Genomic DNA, 22570 nt, shown 5'->3' with positions numbered 1-22570 from the left:
CGCTACTTCCTCAAGCGGGTGACCGCCGATCTGCAGGAGACGCGCCGGCGTCTCCAGGAGCGGGAGTCCGTCGAGGGCGAGCCGATCGCGATCGTCGGCATGGCCTGCCGGTACCCCGGCGGCGTCGACTCCCCCGAGGCCCTGTGGCGGCTGGTCGCGGACGGCACCGACGCGGTCACCGGCTTCCCGACCGACCGCGGCTGGGACGTCGAGGGCCTGTACGACCCGGACCCGGACCGGATCGGGCACACCTACGCCCGCGAGGGCGGCTTCCTGGACGCCGCCGACCGCTTCGACGCCGCCTTCTTCGGCATCGGCCCGCGCGAGGCCCTGGCCATGGACCCGCAGCAGCGCCTGCTCCTGGAGGCCACCTGGGAGACCTTCGAGCGGGCCGGCATCGACCCGGCCACCCTGCGCGGCTCCCGCACCGGCGTGTTCATGGGCACCGGCCAGCAGGACTACGCGGCGCTCGCCCAGCGCGCCACCGAAAGCCTGGAGGGGTACCTGCTGGCGGGCGGCGCGGCCAGCGTCATCTCCGGCCGGCTGTCCTACACCTTCGGCCTGGAGGGCCCGGCGCTCACCGTCGACACGGCCTGCTCCTCCTCGCTGGTCTCGCTGCACCTGGCCGTCCAGTCGCTGCGCCGCGGCGAGTGCGCCACGGCGGTGGCGGGCGGCGCCGCGGTGATGGCCTCGCCCGGCATGTTCGTCGAGTTCAGCCGCCAGCGCGGCCTGTCCCCGGACGGCCGCTGCAAGGCCTTCGCCGCCGCCGCGGACGGAACGGGCTGGGGCGAGGGCGTCGGCGTGCTGCTGCTGGAACGGCTCTCGGACGCGCAGCGCCTGGGCCACCCGGTGCTCGCGGTGGTGCGCGGCTCGGCCGTCAACCAGGACGGCGCCTCCAACGGGCTGACCGCGCCCAACGGCCCCGCCCAGCAGCGGGTCATCCGGCAGGCGCTCGACAACGCCCGGCTGGCGGCGGGCGACGTCGACGCCGTCGAGGCGCACGGCACCGGCACCACCCTCGGCGACCCGATCGAGGCGCAGGCCCTGCTGGCCACCTACGGCCAGGACCGGCCCGCCGAACGGCCGCTGTACCTCGGCTCGGTGAAGTCCAACATCGGCCACACCCAGGCCGCCGCCGGCGTCGCCGGGGTGATCAAGACGGTGATGGCGCTGCGCAACGGCGTGCTGCCGCGCACCCTGCACGTGGACGAGCCCACGCCGCACGTCGACTGGTCGGCGGGCGCCGTCGAGCTGCTCACCGCGGAGCGCGCCTGGCCCGAGGTGGACGGGCGGCCGCGCCGGGCCGCGGTGTCGGCCTTCGGCGCGAGCGGCACCAACGCGCACGTCGTCCTGGAGCAGGCTCCGGACACCGAGTCGGCCGTCGAGGTCGTCGACCCGCCCTCCGCGGTGGTGCCGTGGGTGCTCTCCGCGCACAGCGAGCGCGCCCTGCGGGCCCGGGCCGGGCAGCTGTCGGCCTACCTGCTGGAGCACCCCGGCGCCGACCTGCGCGCGGTCGGCCGCACCCTGCTCACCGGCCGCGCCGCGCTGGAGCAGCGCGCCGTCGTGCTCGGCCGGAGCAGCGCGGAGCTGCTGAACGGCCTGGCCGCGCTCGCCGAGGGCACCAGCGCTCCCGAACTCGTCACCGGCGCCGGCGCGTTCGAGCGCCCGGTGTTCGTGTTCCCCGGCCAGGGCTCGCAGTGGCTCGGCATGGGCGCCGAACTCCTGGACTCCTCCGAGGTGTTCGCCCGCTCGATCGCCGTCTGCGAGGCCGCGCTGGCCCCGCACGTGGACTGGAACCTCACCGAGGTGCTGCGCGGCGGCGGCGACCTGACCCGGGTCGACGTCGTCCAGCCCGCCCTGTTCGCCATGATGGTCTCGCTGGCCGCCCTGTGGCGCTCGCTCGGCATCGAACCCGCCGCCGTCATCGGCCACTCCCAGGGCGAGATCGCCGCCGCCACCGTCGCCGGGGCGCTGTCGCTGGAGGACGGCGCCCGGATCGCCGCGCTGCGCAGCCAGGCCATCACCGCGATCAGTGGCCGGGGCGGCATGGCCTCGGTCTCGCTGCCGCGCGCCGAGGCCGAGGAGCTGCTGACCCGCTGGGCGGGCCGGATCTCGGTCGCCGCGCTGAACGGCCCCGCCAGCACCGTGGTCGCCGGGGACGGCGACGCCCTCGACGAACTCCTCGCCCACTGCGAGCAGTCCGAGATCCGGGCCCGCCGCATCGACGTGGACTACGCCTCGCACTCCCCGCACGTCGAGGCCATCGAGGCCCGGCTCGCCGAAGCCCTCGCCGGCATCGCGCCGCAGCGGGCCGCCGTCCCCTTCTATTCCACCGTCACCGGCGGCTGGCTCGACACCACGGCCCTGGACGCCGGCTACTGGTACACCAACCTGCGCCGGCCGGTGCTGCTCGAACCGGCCGTCCGCGACCTCGCCGCCCAGGGCCACGCCGCCTTCGTCGAGGTCAGCCCGCACCCGGTGCTGACCCCGGCCATCGAGGAGACCCTGGACACCGCCGACGCCCTGGTCACCGGCACGCTGCGCCGCACCGAGGGCCACTGGACCCGCGTCCTGGCCTCCGCGGCCCACCTGCACACCCACGGCCTGCCCGTCGACTGGGCGCCGTTCCTGCCCGCCGGCGCCCACCCCGACCTGCCCACCTACCCGTTCCAGCGCCGCCGCTACTGGGTCGAGACCGTCCCGGCCGCCGCCGGCCCCGCGGGCAGCGCGCCCGCCGCCGAGCCGGACGAGCGGGAGAGCGGCAGCGCCGGCTCCGAACTGCGCGCGCAGCTCGCCGCCCTATCCCAGCCCGACCGCGAGCGGCTGCTGCTCGACCTGGTGGCCACCCACGTCACCGCCGTCCTCGGCCTGGACGACCCGGTCGCCCCCGGCCGCCCCTTCCGCGACCTGGGCTTCGTCTCGCTCACCGCCGTCGAGCTGCGCAACCGGCTGATGGCCGCCACCGGCCTGCGGCTGCCCGCCGCCGTCGCCTTCGACCGCCCGACGCCCGAGGCGCTGGCCGGGTACCTGCTCGCCGAACTCACCGGCGCCCCGGGCACGGACGGCGGCGCCGCGCCCGTCCAGGCGGCCGCCGACGACGCCGAGCCGATCGCGATCGTCGCGATGGCCTGCCGCTACCCCGGCGAGGTCGCCGGCCCGGACGACCTGTGGCAGCTGGTCGCGGACGGCCGCGACGCCGTCACCCCGTTCCCGGAGAACCGCGGCTGGGACCTCGACGGCATCTACGACCCCGACCCGGACCGCCCCGGCCGCAGCTACGTCCGCGAGGGCGGCTTCCTGCACGACGCCGACCGCTTCGACGCCGCCTTCTTCGGCATCGGCCCGCGCGAGGCCCTGGCCATGGACCCGCAGCAGCGCCTGCTGCTGGAGACCGCCTGGGAGGCCGTCGAGAACGCCGGCATCGACCCGACCGCGCTGCGCGGCTCCCGCACCGGCGTGTTCGCCGGCTCCAGCGGCCAGGACTACCCGCTGCTCGCGCAGGGCGCGGGCGGCGGCGTCGAGGGCTACCTGCTGACCGGCAACGCGGCCAGCGTCATCTCGGGCCGGCTCGCCTACACCTTCGGCCTGGAGGGCCCGGCCGTCACCGTCGACACCGCCTGCTCGTCCTCCCTGGTCGCGATGCACCTGGCCTGCCAGTCGCTGCGCTCCGGGGAGAGCACGCTGGCCATCGCCGGCGCCGTCACCGTGCTGACCACGCCGCAGGCCTTCATCGGCTTCAGCCGTCAGCGCGGCCTCGCCCCGGACGGCCGCTGCAAGCCCTTCGCCGCGGCCGCGGACGGCACCGCCTGGGGCGAGGGCGCCGGCGTGCTGCTGCTGGAACGCCTCTCCGACGCCCGCCGCAACGGGCACCCGGTGCTCGCCGTCATCCGCGGCAGCGCGACCAACCAGGACGGCGCCAGCAACGGCCTGTCCGCCCCCAACGGCCCCGCCCAGCAGCGGGTGATCCGCCAGGCGCTCGCCAACGCCCGGCTCGCCCCCGGCGAGGTCGACGCGGTGGAGGCGCACGGCACCGGCACCCCGCTCGGCGACCCGATCGAGGCCGAGGCGCTGCTCGCCACCTACGGCCAGGACCGGCCGGACGGGCGGCCGCTGTGGCTCGGCTCGATCAAGTCCAACATCGGCCACACCGCCGCGGCCGCGGGCATGGCCGGGGTGATCAAGATGGTGCAGGCGATGCGGCACGGCATGCTGCCGCCCACCCTGCACACCGATGAGCCCACCCCGCACGTGGACTGGTCCGGCGGCGGCCTCGCGCTGCTCACCGAACCGGTCGAGTGGCCGGAGCACGGCCGCCCGCGCCGCGCGGGCGTGTCCGCCTTCGGCATCAGCGGCACCAACGCGCACGTCGTCCTGGAGCAGGCGCCCGCCGAGGCGCACCGGCCCGCACCGGCCCCGACCGAGCGCGCCCCGCTGCCGGTGCTGCCCTGGCCGGTGTCGGCCCGCGGGGAGGCCGCGCTGCGCGGCCAGGCCGAACGGCTGGCCGCGCACCTCAGCCGGTCGGACCGGTCGGACCGGCAGGACCCGGCCGCGATCGGCCGCTCGCTGGCGCTGACCCGGGCCGCGCTGCCGCACCGGGCCGTGCTGCTCGGCCGCGACCTGGACGAGCTGCGGGCCGGCCTGGCCGCGCTCGCGGCGGGCACGCCCGCCCCGGGCCTGGTGCGCGGCACCGCGGCCACCGGCGGCCGGGTCGGCTTCCTGTTCCCCGGTCAGGGCAGCCAGCGCCCGGGCATGGGCCGCGGCCTGTACGAGGCGTACCCGGTGTTCGCCCGCGCCCTGGACGAGGTGTGCGACCGGCTGGACGACCACCTGGCGGCCCCCGGCCGGCCCGCGCTGCGCGAGGTGCTGTTCGCCGACGAGGGCACCCCGGCCGCCGAGTCGCTGGACCAGACGGTGTTCACCCAGGCCGGGCTGTTCGCGGTCGGCCTGGCCTCCTTCCGCCTGCTGGAGTCCTGGGGGGTCACCCCGGACTGGGTCGGCGGCCACTCGATCGGCGAGCTGACGGCGGCCTGCGCGGCCGGCGTGCTGTCGCCGGACGACGCCTGCCGGCTGGTCGCGGCGCGCGGCCGCCTGATGCAGGCCTCGCCGGAGGGCGGCGCGATGACGGCCGTGGAGGCGGCCGAGGCGGAGGTGCTGCCGCTGCTGGCCGGCCGGGAGGACGTGGTCGGCGTCGCCGCCGTCAACGGGCCCCGGGCGACGGTCGTCTCCGGCCTGGCCGAGGCCGTCGAGGAGGTGGCGGCGGAGCTCGCCGCGCGCGGCTGCCGCACCAAGCGGCTGCGCGTCACCCGGGCCTTCCACTCGCCGCTGATGGACGGCGTGCTGGACGAGTTCCTGCAGGTGGCACAGGAGTTGGAGTACCGGCCGCCGCGCCTGCGGCTGCTGTCCAACCTGACCGGCGAGCCGGCCGTGACGGCGCAGGTGTGCACCCCCGAGTACTGGGTGCGGCACATCCGGGAGGCGGTCCGCTTCCACGACGGGGTGCGCGCGATGGCCGCGGACGGGGTGACGGCCTTCCTCGAACTCGGGCCCGGCGGCGTACTGTCGGCGCTGGTCCGGGACGCGCTGGCGGCCGAACCCGGGGCCACGGCCCCCGCCGCGGTGCCGCTGCTGCGGTCCGGCCGGCCGGAGGCGGAGAGCGCGCTCACCGCGCTGGCCCGCGCGCACGTGCACGGCGTGCCGGTCGACTGGGCGGCGGTGTTCGCCGGCGCCGGGTCGGAGCCGGTCGCCCTGCCCACCTACGCCTTCCAGCGCCGCCGGTTCTGGCCGGAGGGCGTCACGGCGGCGGCCACGGCCACGGCCACGGCCACGGCCACGGCCACCGTCGTCGAGCCCGTGGAATCCGTCGACACCGCCGCGCCGCCCCGGCTGCGCGAGCGGCTGGCCGGCCTCGACGCCACCGAACAGCACGCACTGCTGCGGGAGTTGGTGGCCGCCCAGGTGGCCGCCGCGCTCGGCCACGAGTCGACCGAGGAGGTCGAGTCGGGCCTCGGCCTGCCCGAGCTGGGCCTCGACTCGCTCGCCGCCACCGAACTGAGCGCCGCCCTGCAGGCCGCCACCGGCCTGCCGCTGCCGGCCACCGCCGTCTTCGACCACCCCACCCTGGACGCGCTCGCCGCGCACCTGCGGGCCGGGCTGGACGCCGCCCCCGCCGAGGCGGACGCCGCCACGGCCGGCGGCCTGCTGACCGCGCTCGCCCCGCGCGCCGCCGCCGAGGGCCGGTTCGCCGAGTTCGGCGAACTCCTTGCGGCCGCCGCCCGGTTCCGGGACACTTTCGACGCCCCGCCCGGTTCCGGGGAGCGCCCGGCACCCGTCCGGCTCGCCCAGGGACCGGCCGCGCCGCGCTTCTTCTGCTTCCCGTCCTTCGCCACCCGCTCGGGCGCCCAGCAGTACGCCCGGCTGGCCGCCGAGGTGCGGGGCCGGCACGAGCTGTGGGCACTGCCCGCCCCCGGCTTCACCGCCGGCGAGCGGCTGCCCGCCGACCTCGACGCGCTGGTGCGCCTGCACGCCGAGGACGTCGAACGCCTCGCAGACGGCGCGCCGTTCGTCCTGCTCGGCCACTCGGCGGGCGGCTGGATCGCGCACGCCGTCGCCGAGCGGCTGGAGAAGCAGGGCACCGCACCCGCCGCGCTGGTGCTGCTGGACAGCTACCGGCCCGGCAGCGAGATCCTCCCCCGCATCCAGGAGCGGATCGCCGGCTACCTGACGGACGACCAGACCTCCTGGGACGACGCCTGCCTGACCGCGATGGGCGGCTACGGCCGGCTCTTCGCCGACTGGCAGCCGCAGCCCCTGACCGCCCCCACCCTGCAGTTCCGGGCCGACCGGCCGCTCCCCGACTTCCCGGCCGCCGGGTGGCAGGCGGCCTGGCCCGTCCCGCACACCGAGGCCGAGGTGGCGGGCGACCACTTCACCCTGACCGGCGAGCACGCCGCCGCCACCATGCGGGCCGTCCTCGACCGGCTCGCCGAACCGACCGCGTGACCCCGGGGCCCCGTCCCGGACCGACTGCCCGACCCGCCGACCCGGCAGCCCGACCCGAACCGGAAGAGAGCACCATGACCAGCACCGACCACGACTACCGCCCCGGCGTCTCCCTGGAGCAGGCGGTCGACGACGGGCAGTCCCCCTACCACGGCCGCAACCTGGCCTTCTACGACTTCATGGTCTTCCGCGGCAGCGCCCCGCTGTTCTGGCGCGCCTCGCCGCGCGACTTCCTGAAGATGTACAACACCTGCCTCGGCGCCAAGCACCTGGAGATCGGCGTCGGCACCGGCTACCTGCTGGACCGGGCCCGCTTCCCCGTGTCGAACCCCGAGATCACGCTGGCCGACCTCAACCCCAGCACCCTCGACTTCGCCGCGCAGCGGCTCGCGCACTTCAAGACCACCAAGGTGGTCGCCAACTGCCTGGAGCCGATCCCCGTCCCCGAGGGCAGCCACGACTCGGCCTCGCTGAGCTTCCTGCTGCACTGCGTCCCCGGCAGCCTGCGCGAGAAGGGCGTGGCGATCAAGCACGCGGCCACCGCCGTCCGCTCCGGCGGCACCGTGTTCGGCCACACCATCCTCTCCTCCGGGGTGCCGGTCTCCGGCGCCGGCCGCTGGCTGATGAAGAACCTCAACCAGAAGGGCGTCTTCCACAACGACGAGGACGACCTGGCCGACCTGCGCGACCAGCTCAAGCAGAACTTCGACGAGTTCGACCTGGTGACGCGCGGCAGCGTCGCGCTCTTCCGCGGCCGCAAGCCGTAACCCCCGCCCCTCCGACGCACCGACCGTTCATCCCCGGGAAAGGACCCGTCCCCATGGCCCGCCGCTGGTATCCGATCGAGGAGGCCGACGACTCGCTGTTCGCCTCCGCCCCGCTGTACCACGCCCGTTCCGTCGAGGTTCCGTTCTCCGCCGAGGAGACCTGGGACGCCCTCGTCGGCGACGGCGTGTCGAGCTGGACCAAGGGCATGCGGCAGCTGACCTGGACCTCGCCGCGCCCGTTCGGCGTCGGCACCACCCGGGAGATCGAGATGAACAGCGGTCTCGTCCTGCGCGAGCGGTTCTACCGCTGGGAGGAGGGCACCCGCAAGACCTTCACCGCCACCGAGGGGACCAGCCCGATCTTCCGCAGCCTGGTCGAGGACTACGTCGTCGAACCCACCGAGGCCGGCGCCCGGTTCAGCTGGCGCTGGGCCGCCGAGCTGAACCGCCCGTACTCGTTCCTGGCGGGCGTGTTCGACCGCTTCTTCTTCGAGCCCACCGGGCGCTCGCACATCGACGGCCTGGCCACCTACATGGCCGGGCGGCAGCGCGACGCGCTGCGCTGACCCCTTCGGGGGCGTCCAGCCCCCGGCTCCCCCTCTCCCGAACGAAGGAACACGCGAATGTGCGGGATCGCCGGCTGGATCGACTTCCAGCTCGACCTCGAACGTGAACTGCCCGCCCTGCGGGCCATGACCGAGACCATGGTCTGCCGCGGCCCGGACGCCGGCGGCACCTGGGTGTCGCGCTGCGCCGCCCTGGGGCACCGCCGGCTCGCGGTGATCGACCTCGCGGGCGGCGTGCAGCCCATGGTGGTCGAGACGCCGGACGGCCCGGTCGCGCTGACGTACAGCGGCGAGGCCTACAACTTCACCGAGCTGCGCGACGAACTGCGCCGCCGCGGCCACGAGTTCCGCACCTCCAGCGACACCGAGGTGGTCCTGCGCGGCTACCTGGAGTGGGGCCTGGAGCTCGCCGACAAGCTCAACGGCATGTACGCCTTCGGCCTGTGGGACGGCCGGGTGGACCGGCTGGTGCTGGTGCGCGACCGGCTCGGCATCAAGCCGCTCTACTACCACCCCACCGAGCACGGCGTGCTGTTCGGCTCCGAGGCCAAGGTGCTGCTCGCCCACCCGGCGGTCTCGCCGGTGGTCGACACCGACGGCTTCCGCGAGCTGTTCGGCTTCGTCAAGGAGCCCGGCCGCTCGGTCTGGGCGGGCATGCACGAGGTCAAGCCGGGCACCATGGTGACCGTCGACCGCTCCGGCCTGCGCGAGCACGTGTACTGGCGGCTGGAGGTCGCCGAGCACCGCGACGACACCGAGACCACCGTGCGGCACGTCCGGGAGCTGCTGGAGGACAGCGTCGCCAAGCAGCTGGTCGCCGACGTCCCGCAGTGCGTGCTGCTCTCCGGCGGGCTCGACTCCAGCGCCCTCACCGCGCTGGCCGGCCGGAAGATGGCCACCTGGGGCGAGCGGGCCCGCACCTTCACCGTCGACTTCGAGCAGCCCGAGGCGTTCCGCCCGGACGACTGGCGCGGCTCGCAGGACGCGCCGTTCGCCCGCGCCGTCGTCGAGCACATCGGTACCGAGCACCACGACATCCGGCTCGACCACCAGGAGCTGGCCAACCCCGAGGTCCGCCGGGCCACCGTCACCGCGCGCGACCTGCCGTTCGGCTTCGGCGAGGCCGACAACTCGCTGTATCTGCTGTTCAAGGCGATCCGGCAGCACTCGACGGTCGCGCTGTCCGGCGAGTCCGCCGACGAGATCTTCGGCGGCTACCCGTGGTTCCACCTCCCGGCCGTCCAGGAAGTGGAGATGTTCCCCTGGGTGACCGCCTCCGGCCTCGTCCCCAAGTCCCACCCCACCAAGCTGATCAACCCGGACCTGCTGCTGCGCACCCTCGACGTGCCCGGCTACTGGGCGCAGCGCTACGCCGACACCGTCGCCGAACTCCCGGTCGTGCCGGGCGAGTCCGCGCACGAGCAGCGGATGCGCCGGTTCTGCTACGTGCACCTGACCAGCCTGCTCGGCCAGCTCCTGGACCGCAAGGACCGGATGAGCATGGCGGTCGGCCTGGAGGTGCGGGTGCCGTTCTGCGACCACCGGCTGGTGGAGTACGTCTTCAACACGCCGTGGGCGATGAAGACCTTCGACGGCCGCGAGAAGAGCCTGCTGCGCGCCGCCGTCTCGGACGTGCTGCCGCGCTCGGTGCTGGAGCGTCGGAAGGCGCTCTACCCGAACACCCAGGAGCTGCGCTACGTTGCCGAGTTGCAGCGCCAGGTCGGCGAGCTGCTGTCCGGCGACCACCAGGCGGTCGAGTTCTTCGACCGCACGGCACTCACCGGTGCCGCGCACTCCGCGGCCGAGGCCGTCAGCCGGGACGAGCGGGAGGCCTTCGAGCGCGTCCTCGACCTGGCCGTCTGGCTCGACCTCTACCGCCCGACCATCAAGCTCTCCTGAGGAGTTCGCGACCATGGCTGTCGACAACGACGTCTACAACAACCTCTCCTGGTGGAACGACGACCAGCCGTTCGCGACGCTGGAGGCGTTCACCCCGGCCCGGTTCCAGTACTTCCAGAAGGTGCTGACCCGGCTCGGGATCGACCCCAAGGGCCTGAAGGTGCTGGACATCGGCTGCGGCGGCGGCCTGCTGGCCGAGCTGTGGGCCGGCGTCGGCGCGCACGTCACCGGGATGGACCCGTCCGGCCCCTCGCTGGAGGCCGCGGCCGCGCACGCGAAGCAGTCCGGGCTGGAGATCACCTACCTGCAGGGCGTCGCCGAGGAACTGCCCTTCGAGGACGCCAGCTTCGACCTGGTGTACTGCTGCGACACGCTGGAGCACGTCACCTCGGTGGACAAGGCCGTCTCCGAGGCGGTCCGGGTGCTGAAGCCCGGCTCCTACTACCTCTACGACACGATCAACCGGACCTTCCAGTCCAAGCTCGCCATGATCAAGATGGCGCAGGACTGGAAGTCCACCAGCTTCGCGCCGAAGGACCTGCACGACTGGGCTGCCTTCATCAAGCCCGAGGAGCTGCACGCGGTCTTCCGCCGGCACGGGCTGGACAACAAGGACCTGGTCGGCTTCGCCTCCAACCGGTCGCAGTTCCAGGTCCTTCGCGACATTCGGCTGCGGGCCAAGGGCAAGATCACCTACGGTGAGCTGGGCCGCCGGTTCCAGCTCACCGAGCACAAGGACACCTCCGTGGTCTACGGCGGGTACGCAAGGAAGGCTTCCTAAGTTGAACGACCGCACCATCCCTGACGTCCGCGTCCCCGTCCTGATCGTCGGAGCCGGCCCCGCCGGCCTGGTCGCCTCGCTGGCGCTCTCCCGCTACGGCGTGCGCCACCTCGCGGTCGGCAAGTACCCGGGCACCGCGCACACCCCGCGCGCCCACCTGCTCAACCAGCGCACCGGCGAGATCTTCCGCGACCTCGGCGCCGAGCAGGCCGTGCTCGCCCAGGCCGCGCCGCGCGAACTCCTCGCCGACTTCGTCTTCATGACGACGTTCTCCGGCCCCGAGGTCAGCCGCCTCGGCGCCTACGGCAACGGCCCGGACCGGGTCGGCGACTACCAGGCCGCCAGCCCCAGCCTGATGTGCAACCTGCCGCAGCACCTGCTGGAGCCGCTGCTCGTGGACCAGGTCCGCGAGGCCGGCGTCGGCGAACTGCGCTTCGGCCACGAGTTCCTGAGCATGGAACAGGACGAGGACGGCGTCACCGCGGTGATAGCCGAGCGGCAGTCCGGCCTGACCTACACCGTGCGCGCCGACTACGTGATCGGCGCGGACGGCGCCCGCAGCAAGGTCATGGAGCAGGCCGGGCTGACCGTCGAGGGCGCCACCGGCCTGTCCAAGGTCGCGTCCATCTGGTTCGAGGCCGACCTCTCCCGCTACAGCGCCCACCGCCCCGGCATCCTGTACATCGGCGCCGTCCCCGGCAACCCGCCCGAGGACGGCCGGGTGTTCGTCAACGTCCGCCCGTGGAACGAGTGGATGTACCTGCGGTTCTTCAAGGACGGCGACTCCTTCGACCCGGAGGACCACGCCGAGATCGTCGACCACCTGCGGGAGAGCATCGGCGACCCGGTCGTGCCGATCACGGTCAAGCGGGTCTCCCCCTGGGAGGTCAACGCCACCGTCGCCCCGCGCTACGGCACCGGCCGGGTGTTCTGCGTCGGCGACGCCGTCCACCAGATGCCGCCCACCAACGGCCTCGGCCTCAACACGGCCGTCGCCGACTCCTTCAACCTCTGCTGGAAGCTCAAGCTGGTCCTGGACGGCACCGCCGACCCGAGCCTGCTCGACACCTACCAGGAGGAGCGGCAGCCGGTCGGCGGCCAGGTCGTCGACCGCGCGGTGCGCAGCATGATGGACTTCCTCGGCATCCCCGCCGCGCTGGGCTACACCGCCGAGCAGAGCGCCGCCGAGCAGTGGGAGCTGCTGCGCTCCCTCGGCGACGACGGCGAGGAGGCCGACGCCCGCCGCGCCGCCCTGGCCGCCGCCACCGACCGGATCAACTACCAGGCCAACGCCCACGGTGTGGAGATCGGCTACCGCTACCGCGGCGGCGCCCGGGTCGACGACGGCACCGCCGAGCCGGCCCCCGAGCGCGACCCCGAGCTGTACTACCAGGCCACCACCTGGCCCGGCGCCCGCGTGCCGCACGCCTGGCTGGAGGACGGCGGCCACCGCCGCTCCACCCTGGACATCACCGGCCGCGGCCGCTTCGTCCTGCTCACCGGCCGCGGCGGTGCCCCCTGGCACGACGCCGCCCGGGAGGCCGCGCGCCTCACCGGCGTCGAGGTCACCGTCCGGGTGATCGGCGCCACCGAGGGCCTGCGCGACCCGTACGGGCAGTGGGAGCGGCTGCGCGAGGTCGCGGCCGACGGCTGCGTGCTGGTCCGCCCGGACGGCCACGTCGCCTGGCGGGCCCAGACGGCCGAGACGGCCGCGGAGCTGCCGAAGGTCCTGGCGAGCGTGGTGCACTCCGCGCGGGTCTGACGTCCGAACGCCTGAGTGCCCGTCCCCCCTGCGTGGTGGGGGGACGGGCACTCGGTCCTTTTTACCTCATCAGCCGGTGAAGGCCGCAAGGCCGTTCGGGGTGCCGTTGCCGGTCGGGCCGTCGTAGCCGGTGCCCGCGGTGCACAGGTAGGACGGCGAGCAGGTGCCGTTCGAGCCGGTGGTGACGTCGTTCAGCGCCGAGGTGTGGCTGTAGCCGTCCGCCGCCGGAATGCTCGCGGCCGGGGTGCCGGCCAGCGCGTACACGCCCGCGATGATCGGCGAGGAGGCACTGGTGCCGCCGTACACCGACCAGCCCGAGCCGCCGTACGTCTGGTACACCGCGACGCCGGTGGCCGGGTCGGCGACGGCCGACACGTCCGAGACGGTGCGGTGGGAGCAGCCGGTGTCCTTCTGCCAGGTCGGCTTCGGCTCGTACGCCGAGCAGCCGGAGCCGGTGCCCTCGGTGGCGCTGGTGTTCCACACCGACTCGCTCCAGCCGCGGGCCGAGGAGTCGCGGTGCAGCGCGGTGCCGCCGACCGCCGTGACGTTCGGCGAGGAGGCGGGGTACTGCGCGCCGTACGCGCTGTCGCCGGCCGAGACGGTGATCGCGACGCCCGGGTGGTTGAAGTAGGTGTTGTCGTAGCTCAGGTCGGTGGAGGACTCGGCGCCGCCGTAGCTGTTGGACACGAACTTCGCGCCGAGCTTCACGGCCGTGTTGACGCTGGTGCCCAGGTCGGTCATGTTCGCGGTGCTCGCCTCGACCAGGATGACGTGCGCGTTCGGCGCGATGGCCGACACCATGTCCAGGTCGAGCGAGATCTCGCCGGCCCAGCTGCTGCTGGCCCGCGGGTACTTGGTGCCGCCGGTCTCGTTGACCTTCTTGAAGCAGCCGCTCGCGGTGGTGCAGGACGGCAGGCCGAACTGCGCGCGGTAGGCGTTCATGTCCGACTCGGCGTTCGGGTCGTCGTAGGCGTCGACGATCGCGATCGTCATCCCCGCCCCGCCGTTGGCCGGCAGGTTGTAGGCGCTCAGCAGGTCGCTCGGCCCGAACCCGGACGGCGTCGCGTTCGGGGTCAGCTGCTGGGGCGCGTTGACGACCTTCAACGCGTGGCAGGACACCGTGTCGCCCTTGGCGAGCGTGTCACAGGCCCGGACCCAGGACGTGCCGCCCTTGGAGTACACGGTCGGCGCGGCACCGGCCGGAGCGGCGGCGGCGAAGCTGGATATCGCGAGAGCGGCGGCACCGGCAACGGCGAGAACGGACTTGCGGGCGACTGCGGACGTGGGGGTACGCAAGGAACTGCCTCCTGTTGAGGGGGAACGGGGGGCACAACGGCTGATACCAGGTCAGACCGGCGAGATGCTTGGGTCCGCCGGTGCGCGACTGGAGGAAGCTGGCGCTGAAGTTAGCGAGGTCCCGACAACCCGAACAACAGGTGAACAGAAGATAAGACCAGTCCTTTACACAAGGCTGGTCGGATGTGGGGGCCACTTCATAAACAGAACATCAGGACGGAAAACAGGGCATGGCCTGAATCCGCCATCAGCCCTTCCGGCGGAACCAGCGCTTGGGCGACGATGCGTCGATCCGCCGCAGCGCGTTCTCGTCACCCAGCTCCGCCAGGGCAGACCTGATCGCGCCCAAATCCGCGCCGCGCAGCTCCCCGACCACCGCGATCGCCCGCTCGAAATCCGCGTCGAGTCGGGCGCCGCCGAGGTGGTGCAGGAACTCGGCCACCCTGCGCGGCTCCTCCGCGAGCACGGCGTCGACGATCCCGCGGACATCGTCATGCTGCTCGTGGAGCACCAGCGTCTCCAGCACCGAGACGAGTTCGCACACCGACCGAGCCACGGCCAGGACTCGCCACAGTTCCTCAAGGGCTGCCTGTTCGCCCGCCACGGCCACCCGGGCCAGCACCTCGACGACCTCCGGCGGCGGCCGGAACAGGACCGCCGCCGCCAGTGCGGACCTGCTCGGCGCGAGCCACATTCTGCTCAGCGGGACATCGGCCCCCGATGCCTCTTCCATCGCCGAGTGGTCGATCTCCACCGGGGTGGTGACCAAGTCCCGGTACCAGGCTCCGATGTTCACTTCACGTGGGGCCGAATCGAGCAGTCCGGCCGCGCGCTCGAACCGCCCCACGCTCTGCAGCCAAATCCACCCGGCGCAGGCGTTCTCCGACCGGGCGAGCGCCCGGATCAGGGAGTCGCAGATCCGGGGCGGGGCCCCGTGTCGGCCGAGATACTCGATCAGCTCGACCGTCAGGGGTGGGTACAGGGCCACAGCGACCCATGCACTCAGCAGCTCCACCTGACGGACTCCGTGCCGGTCCGCGTCGAGGAACAGAGCCGCCATCGGTCCCGTCACGCCGAGCCACGGGACGACGCTCAACACCTCCGAGGCCAGCCAGTCCTCCCCCCGATCGAGCAGCTCGCACAGCAGCTCCCGGCACCGGTCCTGTTCGACCGCCGGGCTGTACCACGAGGCGAAGCCACCGACTCCGCCCCCCAGCCCCGCGAAGGCGACCAGCACCTCGGCGACTTCCCTCGCCGCCCGACCGCCCAAGGCCCGGCAGGCCTCCGCGAAGTCACCCCGGGAGGCGGTCTGGAACGTCACCAGATACGAGGCCACCACGTCCGGTCGCTGCGAACGCACCGCCGTGTCCCGGACGAAGTTCGCCGTGCTCTGGCCGCCGGACATGCGCAGCCCTGCCAGAAGGCCCAGAAGCGCCGGCAGCACCACCGGTGTACCGCTCATCCACACGGCCAGCAGGCTCGCGGTGACGACCTCGGAACCACGCATCCGCTCGGCCGCGTGGAAGAGCACGGGGGCGTTCGCCCACACCACGTCGGAGACACGCAGGGCCACGAGGCTTCCGGGTCGAGCGCCCCGCAGCAGAATGATCCGGGCCGCGAAGTCCTCCGGCGCGCGGCCCGCCAGGTAGCAGTCGAGCAGCTGCCCAAGCAACGCCGGATCGCCGTGCGGCTCGGCGTCGAGCGCGAGCAACAGGTCCGCCGCCTGCTCCGGCGAGCACACGTCGACGGCACGGGACAGCAGGTACCCGGCGCCCCGAGCGATCGGCTGACTGCCCGTTCGCACACCCGTCGCTGCCAACCGCCGCCACAGCCAGACCAGATCGCCGGTCTGCCACCGCTGGGCCGCGTGGTCCAGGACGTCCTCTCCGAGCTGCGGTTGCGGACCGCTCAGCAACTCCTCGGCGAGCGCTCCCACACTCTCCGTGTCCCGCTCACCGCACGCACCGGTGATCAACGCCCTGGCCTGCCGCCCGTGGCCGTCCGCCTCCAACCCGACCACGAGAACGGCCTGCTGCAACGGCGTCCTGGTTCGGACGATCCGCGTGATCAGCAGGCACGATCCCGCTTCCCACCCCCGCGAACCGAGTTCGGCGAGCACGTCCTTCAGCACGGCGTCGTCGTACGCGCGGAGACCAACCGCAGCCCGACCGCCCAGGCGCTCGCGCAAGGCCGGGTGTCCGGGCATCTCGACGAGTTCGGCGAGATCTCCCGGCACGCGGCACGCCCTGACGAGCCAGTCCAGTAGTGCGGGCTGGGCCGCCTCCGGCATGTCCTCCAACATGGTCAGCAGGTCGGCCATCGGGCGGTGCTCGGCCGCGCGCTGCCAGAGATCGGCGTACACGCTGCGGCAGGAGCTGTCGTCGACCACCCTCGCGATCAGCAGGCTCAACTCCGCCACGGGACAGCTCGCCGCGAGCATCGACAGCAGGCTGCCCCCGCCATCCCCCTGCGCCGCCCGGAGGAAGTCCGCCACCTGATCGACATTCGCCGAGCAGAGTGCGGTGAACACGATCGGCAGCAGATCAGCCGGTCCGCGGTTCCCGAGCAGGGCCGCAAACCCGGCCGCCTCGTCCGGGCGCGCACCGACCACCGACTCGACGATCCGGTGCGCGAGGTCGGGCCGGCCGGCGCCGTGCAGGGCGCCCGTCAGCTCGACCAGCGATTCGATGTCGCGGCCTCGCACCGCCGCCGTCCACATCGCGTCCAGTGCCGGGCGCGGCATGGCCAGGCCGCTCAGCTCCAGCAGGCCCGCGGTGGAGCCCATGACGGCGAACTCCTCCAGAAACTCCGTTCGTCCGGAGGTGGCCACCTGGTGCAGGGCGTCCGCCATCAGCTTGGCCGGGTCCTTGACCACCGGCGCCGGCGGAACCTCCGGCGCTGCCCCGCTGTCGAGGACCGGCACCGGGCGCGTCCTCAACTCCCCCACGACCACGAAGTTCTTGTGCACCGCCTCCGTGAGCAGCCGGACCTCCTGCGCCCGGCCGGCCTTCCGGTGCTCGTGGTGCAGCGCATTGACCCGCCCGTGCACCTTCGCCCGCAGCTCGTCCAGGTTCAGCGGCCCCTCGTGCGAGAGCAGGACATCGCGGACCGCCCGCGAAAACAGGCTGAACGAACCGTCACCCGAGCTGGCCGTCGACTCCTCGACGGTCACGAACCGCGACAACTCCCCTGGTGCGCAGGCGTACAGCCGCGCGACCTTCCGATTCGCCACGGTGCGCATCCTGCTCGCAGACCACCCCCGCGGCGGCCCCATGCTGTCCCGGATGCCCTGCCGACAGGCGTCGATCAGGAACAGCACCTGGGTGGCGTCGGTCTCCTGCAGCTCCTGCTGCCAGCCGATCCTTATGCACCCCGAGCTGTACGGGCTCTGCCCCAGGTGGATGTCCTCGGGCACCAGGTAGTCATGCCCGTTCGCGTGTACGCCGTGCCCGCTCAGGCCGATCACCAGCCGGTCGCCCGGTTCGGCACGCGCGAGGAAGCTGCTCACCTCGCCGATGACGAAGTTCCGCGTGACCTGGGCGCCCTCCCGGGGTCGGGGCAGCTGGACGCCCACCCCTCGCGCTTCCAGGGCCTCGCCCAGGTGCTCCAAGTCCCGGGGCACAAACGGCAGGGGGTCCGTGACGTAGTCGGCGGCCCCGATCAGCAGCGCCGAGAATCTGCCCACCCGGTCGATCACTGACCGAAGACGAAAGCGATCCCCCGGGCCCCCCGGGTCTCGGACTCCGTACCACTCTCCGGCTCGCCCACCATTCCCCCAGCTCCCCCAACGATCATGCCTGCCAGCCGACTTGGAATATCGACCGCCGCCACAGAATATCCCCCCGAGCACCATCCCCGTCCGGCGTCAGGGTGTACCCCTGAAGCCGGAGGCCGGACGGTCGACCAACCCCCCGTGGGCGTGCTCGGTGACGGTGAACCCAAAGCCGACACCCACCGCGGAGCAGAAGTGGAAACGCCTGACAGGCCGGTCGTGCACGCGCCAGGATGAGCCCACCGATTGCGCAACTGCGCGGACCCAGAGTCACAGGGAGCATCGTGGAGCCTCTACAGTTCATCGGGATCATCTCCAACACGCCAGAGGTTGACTCGCCGACGATCTGGCGCGACCCGGAGAACGGTGACCTGCTCATCCAGTCCTACAAGGCCAGCGAAGGGGACTTGAGTCGCTGCAAGGAGGTCGGTTCGATCCCCGGGCACTCTACCGACGTGCCTGACCACGAGACCGTGATCCGTCTGCCGGAAGAAATGATCAAATTCATCGTGGACCTCGCCGCAAGGCTGGCCACTCAAGAGGACGAGAAGGAATAGCGTGGCCAACCCGATCGCCATGGCCATGGCCGAGGCCAAGTTCTCTGCCGTGCACCTGGAGATGCGCGACAACTACACGCCGAACGACCCGCAGTTCCGGCGCTATCGGGAGGGCCTTCGCTACAGCCCGGACGACCGGCCGGAGTGGTTCCAGAACTGGGCCAGGTTCGCCGGAGAGGTGATCAACCGTGGCGTGGTCTTGCGCCGGGCTCGGATCGTCTCCGAGCCGGTCACGGAGTACATCCGCTACGAGCACCACGTGACATTCCTCAACGTGGCCATCGGCGAGCAGGTTCGATGGCTTCCACGCCGGCTGGCGGCAAACATCGCCCTGCCCGGAACCGACCTGTGGATGTTCGATGACTCCAAGATCATGTTCACCTTCTTCTCGGGTGACGGGGATGTGGTGGACCGGCACTGGACGACCGAACCTGACGTCGTTCAGCTCGTGAAGAACGCCTTCGAGACCGTGTGGTACAGGGCGACTCCGCACGAGGACTACGTGCTCAAATAACCGAACGAGATGCGCACCTCTCGCTCATCGAGCGTTCAGCAGGCCCGGAAAGCCCTGGCCGAACGGCTCAAGGAGATCCGCAAGGACTCCGGGCTTACCGGGCCTGGTCTCGCCCTCGCGTGCGGTTGGAGCAAGTCGAAGTGCTCCCGTATCGAGAATGCGATCACCGCACCGTCCGAGCGGGACATCAGGGTTTGGTGCCGGGCCTGCGGAGCAGACGACCAGGCCGCAGACCTGGTGGCTTCCCTCCACTCGGTAGAGACCATGTTCACCGAGTGGCGACGCATGGAGCAGAGCGGTCTCAAGCGCGCCCAAGCGATGGTCCTGCCCTTGTACGAGCGAACCACGCGGTTCCGGGCGTACACACCCGGTATCCTGCACGGTCTCCTCCAGACCCGGGACTACACCCGCTCGGTACTCCAGGCCACCCAACGCCGTCGTGTTGCCGTGGACGACGTGGAAGAGGCCGTGCAGGTGCGTATGGAGCGACAGGAGATCCTGAGAGACCACGGGAAGACCTTCGCCTTCATCATCGAAGAGGCATGCCTGTATCACGGCCTTGGCGGCACGGAGGTAGCCGCCGGCCAGCTCGCGCACCTGATCGCTGTCGCATCCCTGGCGAACGTGAGCCTGGGAATCGTTCCGAGGGGCTATTCGCGTCACTCGATGCACGTCGAAGCGTTCTCGCTCTACGACTCGTCACAGGCCAACGTCGAACTCGTCTCCGGGTATCTCCAGATCACACAGCCTTCCGAAGTCGCCATGTACGTCAGCCGGTTCGGGGAGCTGTCCGCAGATGCCGTGCGCGGTGCCGCCGCTCGCACCCTGATCACAGAGGCAATTGACTCTCTCGGGTGACTGCTGTGCAACTGCGTGCAACTTGCTGGAGAGCGTCTCGCTGAAACCTCTACGGTCTATCACGAAGCCCCGCCACCAGGGCGACCAGGCCCCGAGCGAAGCGCAGCGCGCCTGGCAACGGCGCTGGTCGCATCCGGCCACCGCCTCCGACTCCCGCCTGCGCCAGCTGGACGCCCATAAGCCCCCGGCCTGCAGGAAAGGGTCTCCGTCCGGCCGGGCCGCACCACTCCACAAGACTGCCCGCCCGCACCCGGGCAGGCAGAGCCAACCCGATGGGAGAGGCACATGAGTACCGCCATCATCACGCCCGGTGACCCGGAGGTCACCAACCTGACCCGCCGCTTGGACCACTCCGTCCCGGACGGCGACTTCGCCCCGGCGGTGTCCGTCGCGTCCCTGACCCGCCGCTTGGACCACTCCGTCCCGGACGGCGACTTCGCCCCGGCGGACACCGAGGTCTGACCTCGGGTTCCGCACTGATGCCGCCTGGTTGACGGCATGGCGGGCCGACCCGGCTGGTCGGTCCGAGTCGGCCCGCCATGCCCTGATCCGCCATCCGCACGTTTCGCCCGAGGAGAGTCCATCGTGTCGACCACGATTGCCACCCGCGTCCCCGCCGGCTCCTTCTTCGACCTCGACCGGAAGGACCCGGATCTGATCCGGATCCGCGAGCAGGGCGCCGAGCCGGCTCTACCGTTCGTCCTGATGGAGCGCCTGGTGAAATCGGGCACCCCCTACGCGAAGCACGCCCGTTCCCTGCGCAGCGAGCCCGTGACCGTGGCCGGCGCGTCCTTCGACTGGTTCGACGCCACGCTTCCCGGGGAGATCGCCGACGAGATCAACCTGACGAACTACGAGATCGCCGAGCACACCGCCGAGCGCCGCACGGCGCTGACCCAGGCCCTGGACCGCCTGTCGCTGGTCCACCCCGACGGGTTCGCCCACCTGCGCGAATTCGTCCGCGGGCTGCTGTGGGTGGGCCTCAAGCCCGGCGTCCGCAGCTCCTCCTTGACCAGTTCCAGCGACCCGGCGCTCCCGTACGTCATCGTGTTCTCCGAGAAGGCCCGGCACCACATCCCGCCGAACACCGTCAGCCCCGAGCCGTCTCCCCTCTTCCTCGCCGAGAACCTGCTGCACGAGGGGACGCACCAGTCGATCAGTTTCCACATCCTCCAGCATCAGGTCTTCGCCGAGGGGTACTCGTCCCAGGAGTCCCCCAAGATCGAGATCGAGTGGCGCACCGGTCAGGGCATCGCGCGCAACCAGTTCTGGGAGGTGGACCGGGCCTTCCACGCGACCTGCGTGTACAACCAGCTGCTGCGGTTCCGCCGGACGGAACTCGACCGCCGCGACCTGACCGCCGACGAGCGTTCCTGCTTCCAGGCCGCCTACGACGAGGGGCTGCCGGCTGTCCGCTTCCTGATGCGCGAACTCGAACTCCTGAGTGACCAATTCTCCCCGCACGGGGTGGAGTTGCTCGCCGACCTCCGCCGGCAGACCGACCAGCTGTAGTGCCCCGCCGAGCTGAGCCGAACAAGGGAAGGTCCAGTGCTCCAGCACCTCATCACCCAGGACGATCACCTTCGGATGGTCCCCACCGACCGAAGCGAGCTCACCAGCGCGGTCAGCCGACTCCACCAGGAACTGCGGGACTTGCCGGAGGCCACCGACCCCGCTCGCACTCGGGTCCTGACCAGATGGATCGGCATCGGACAGCTGAGCCTGGGCAACCACGACGAGGCCCGTACGTTCCTTCGGCAGTCGCTCGACCTCGCTGCAGCGATCGGGAACACCCAGGCCGTCGTCGCCACCGGGCTCAACCTCGCCGACGCCCACCGCTACGCCGGGGACGCGGACGCTGCGGACGCGCTCTACCGCAGCGCGCTGAACACCGCGCGAAGCCGGCACCCGGAACTCGTCGACTTCGCCCTCCAGCACACCGGCAAGCACCTCATGGAGCGCGGCGACCTCGCGGACGCCCAGGGCCACCTCCAAGAGGCCCTGCGGCTGCGGATCGCCAAAGGGGACTCCGAGCTGGTCGAGTCCACGCAGGCCGCACTCGACCGGGTCGAGCTGCTGATCGGCCAGGCAGCCGCACCAGCGGCAGACGACGCGACACCGAGCCGGTGGAGCGGTCGGTGGACCTCCTGGCTTCGGTCCCGCACGACGGCCCGAACGCCGACCCGGTGGGAGGAGGACTTCCCGACCGTCCGGGACGCTGTGCGCGGTCTCAGCGGGCACCAGCGCGTACACCCGCGCCACCTGCGCGACCAGCCGTTCCCCGCCGAGCTGATCACCGCGATGGCGGAGGAGGCGGAGAGGGTCGTCGCCGCTGACGGATACCTCCACAACGGCAAGTGGAACGCCGCCGTCAGCGACGCCGCGAACCACTTCACCGAACAGGTCGATCTCGCCGCAGTCGTAGCGCGCTCCAGCGGACTGGCGGTCGAGCAGCCGCACACCGCCGTCTACATCGCCTACACGGAGGAAGGGCAGTACCTCGACTTCCACCTGGACGAGTTCGGCTTCGGTGACGCCAACCTGATCCTTTGCCTCAAACACGCGCGTCCCACCGGTGCTCCCCAGGTGAGCAACACCGTCTTCATCACCGCTGACGGCCACCTCGAATGCGATCTCGACCCGGGCGACTGCGTCGTGTTCGACGGCGCGCTCACGCCACACGGCCGGACACCCCTCAATGCCGGAGAACGTGTCACCCTCATCAGCTTCGGCTTCCGCGCGCGCGGCCGGGCCGCGCGCGCGATCACGGACCTCCCGCCGGCGCCGGCGTAGCGAGTG

13 protein-coding genes and 1 pseudogene are annotated in these 22570 nt (G+C 72.2%); 12 read left to right on the top strand and 2 right to left on the bottom strand.

Annotated elements, in window-relative coordinates; translation table 11 throughout:
- Window positions 1–15: 15 nt before the first annotated feature.
- The 6 genes and pseudogenes from ACPC54_RS09485 to ACPC54_RS09460 all read left to right on the top strand — a co-directional run.
- Window positions 16–6957 (top strand): annotated as a pseudogene (locus tag ACPC54_RS09485) (type I polyketide synthase); the annotation flags it as partial.
- A 116-nt stretch (window positions 6958–7073) separates the two neighbouring features.
- On the top strand, window positions 7074–7766 hold the full coding sequence (locus ACPC54_RS09480) for a class I SAM-dependent methyltransferase (RefSeq protein WP_498962993.1): 693 nt from the start codon (window positions 7074–7076) through the stop codon (window positions 7764–7766).
- A 53-nt stretch (window positions 7767–7819) separates the two neighbouring features.
- Entirely contained in the window at window positions 7820–8332 is a 513-nt protein-coding gene (locus ACPC54_RS09475; protein WP_498962991.1) for an SRPBCC family protein, read from the top strand.
- A gap of 57 nt (window positions 8333–8389) precedes the next feature.
- A complete protein-coding gene (gene asnB, locus ACPC54_RS09470) occupies window positions 8390–10231 on the top strand; it encodes an asparagine synthase (glutamine-hydrolyzing) (protein WP_498962989.1) in 1842 nt (613 codons plus the stop codon).
- Window positions 10232–10244: 13 nt separating this feature from the next.
- The gene (gene ubiG, locus ACPC54_RS09465; RefSeq protein ID WP_498962987.1) at window positions 10245–11012 is read left to right on the top strand and encodes a bifunctional 2-polyprenyl-6-hydroxyphenol methylase/3-demethylubiquinol 3-O-methyltransferase UbiG; all 768 of its coding nucleotides are present in this window, start codon (window positions 10245–10247) and stop codon (window positions 11010–11012) included.
- 1 nt (window position 11013) lies between these two features.
- Window positions 11014–12774, top strand: coding sequence for an FAD-dependent monooxygenase (locus ACPC54_RS09460; RefSeq protein ID WP_498962985.1), 1761 nt, complete (start codon window positions 11014–11016; stop codon window positions 12772–12774).
- 69 nt (window positions 12775–12843) lie between these two features.
- Here the strand turns inward: ACPC54_RS09460 and ACPC54_RS09455 are convergent, their stop codons facing one another.
- The gene (locus ACPC54_RS09455) at window positions 12844–14070 is read right to left on the bottom strand and encodes a S53 family peptidase (protein ID WP_498962983.1); all 1227 of its coding nucleotides are present in this window, start codon (window positions 14068–14070) and stop codon (window positions 12844–12846) included.
- Between the two features lie 247 nt (window positions 14071–14317).
- Window positions 14318–17767, bottom strand: a complete 3450-nt coding sequence (locus tag ACPC54_RS09450; protein WP_498962981.1) for a caspase family protein — start codon at window positions 17765–17767, stop codon at window positions 14318–14320.
- Window positions 17768–18075: 308 nt separating this feature from the next.
- Here ACPC54_RS09450 and ACPC54_RS09445 point away from each other — a divergent pair, with 308 nt between their 5' ends.
- The 6 genes from ACPC54_RS09445 (at window position 18076) to ACPC54_RS09420 (ending at window position 22564) form a co-directional block, all read left to right on the top strand.
- Window positions 18076–18399, top strand: a complete 324-nt coding sequence (locus tag ACPC54_RS09445; protein WP_498962979.1) for a hypothetical protein — start codon at window positions 18076–18078, stop codon at window positions 18397–18399.
- A 1-nt stretch (window position 18400) separates the two neighbouring features.
- The gene (locus tag ACPC54_RS09440) at window positions 18401–18913 is read left to right on the top strand and encodes a DUF6879 family protein (RefSeq protein ID WP_498962977.1); all 513 of its coding nucleotides are present in this window, start codon (window positions 18401–18403) and stop codon (window positions 18911–18913) included.
- Between the two features lie 9 nt (window positions 18914–18922).
- Window positions 18923–19771, top strand: a complete 849-nt coding sequence (locus ACPC54_RS09435; RefSeq protein ID WP_498962975.1) for a helix-turn-helix domain-containing protein — start codon at window positions 18923–18925, stop codon at window positions 19769–19771.
- 285 nt (window positions 19772–20056) lie between these two features.
- Entirely contained in the window at window positions 20057–20233 is a 177-nt protein-coding gene (locus ACPC54_RS09430) for a hypothetical protein (RefSeq protein ID WP_498962973.1), read from the top strand.
- A gap of 123 nt (window positions 20234–20356) precedes the next feature.
- On the top strand, window positions 20357–21283 hold the full coding sequence (locus tag ACPC54_RS09425) for a hypothetical protein (RefSeq protein ID WP_498962971.1): 927 nt from the start codon (window positions 20357–20359) through the stop codon (window positions 21281–21283).
- Window positions 21284–21319: 36 nt separating this feature from the next.
- Window positions 21320–22564: a tetratricopeptide repeat protein gene (locus ACPC54_RS09420; RefSeq protein ID WP_498962969.1), complete on the top strand. Its 1245-nt coding sequence runs from the start codon at window positions 21320–21322 to the stop codon at window positions 22562–22564.
- Window positions 22565–22570 lie beyond the last annotated feature (6 nt).

The organism is Kitasatospora sp. NPDC094028 (assembly GCF_049543595.1).
In the GTDB taxonomy this organism is placed as follows: Bacteria; Actinomycetota; Actinomycetes; order Streptomycetales; family Streptomycetaceae; genus Kitasatospora.
This window is presented reverse-complemented; position numbering and strand designations above follow the sequence as displayed.

Coding starts and splice junctions, on each gene's coding strand:
- ACPC54_RS09445 (WP_498962979.1), top strand. CDS start 18,076: ATGAGCCCACCGATTGCGCAACTGCGCGGACCCAGAGTCACAGGGAGC.
- ACPC54_RS09480 (WP_498962993.1), top strand. CDS start 7,074: ATGACCAGCACCGACCACGACTACCGCCCCGGCGTCTCCCTGGAGCAG.
- asnB (WP_498962989.1), top strand. CDS start 8,390: ATGTGCGGGATCGCCGGCTGGATCGACTTCCAGCTCGACCTCGAACGT.
- ubiG (WP_498962987.1), top strand. CDS start 10,245: ATGGCTGTCGACAACGACGTCTACAACAACCTCTCCTGGTGGAACGAC.
- ACPC54_RS09430 (WP_498962973.1), top strand. CDS start 20,057: ATGAGTACCGCCATCATCACGCCCGGTGACCCGGAGGTCACCAACCTG.
- ACPC54_RS09475 (WP_498962991.1), top strand. CDS start 7,820: ATGGCCCGCCGCTGGTATCCGATCGAGGAGGCCGACGACTCGCTGTTC.
- ACPC54_RS09435 (WP_498962975.1), top strand. CDS start 18,923: ATGCGCACCTCTCGCTCATCGAGCGTTCAGCAGGCCCGGAAAGCCCTG.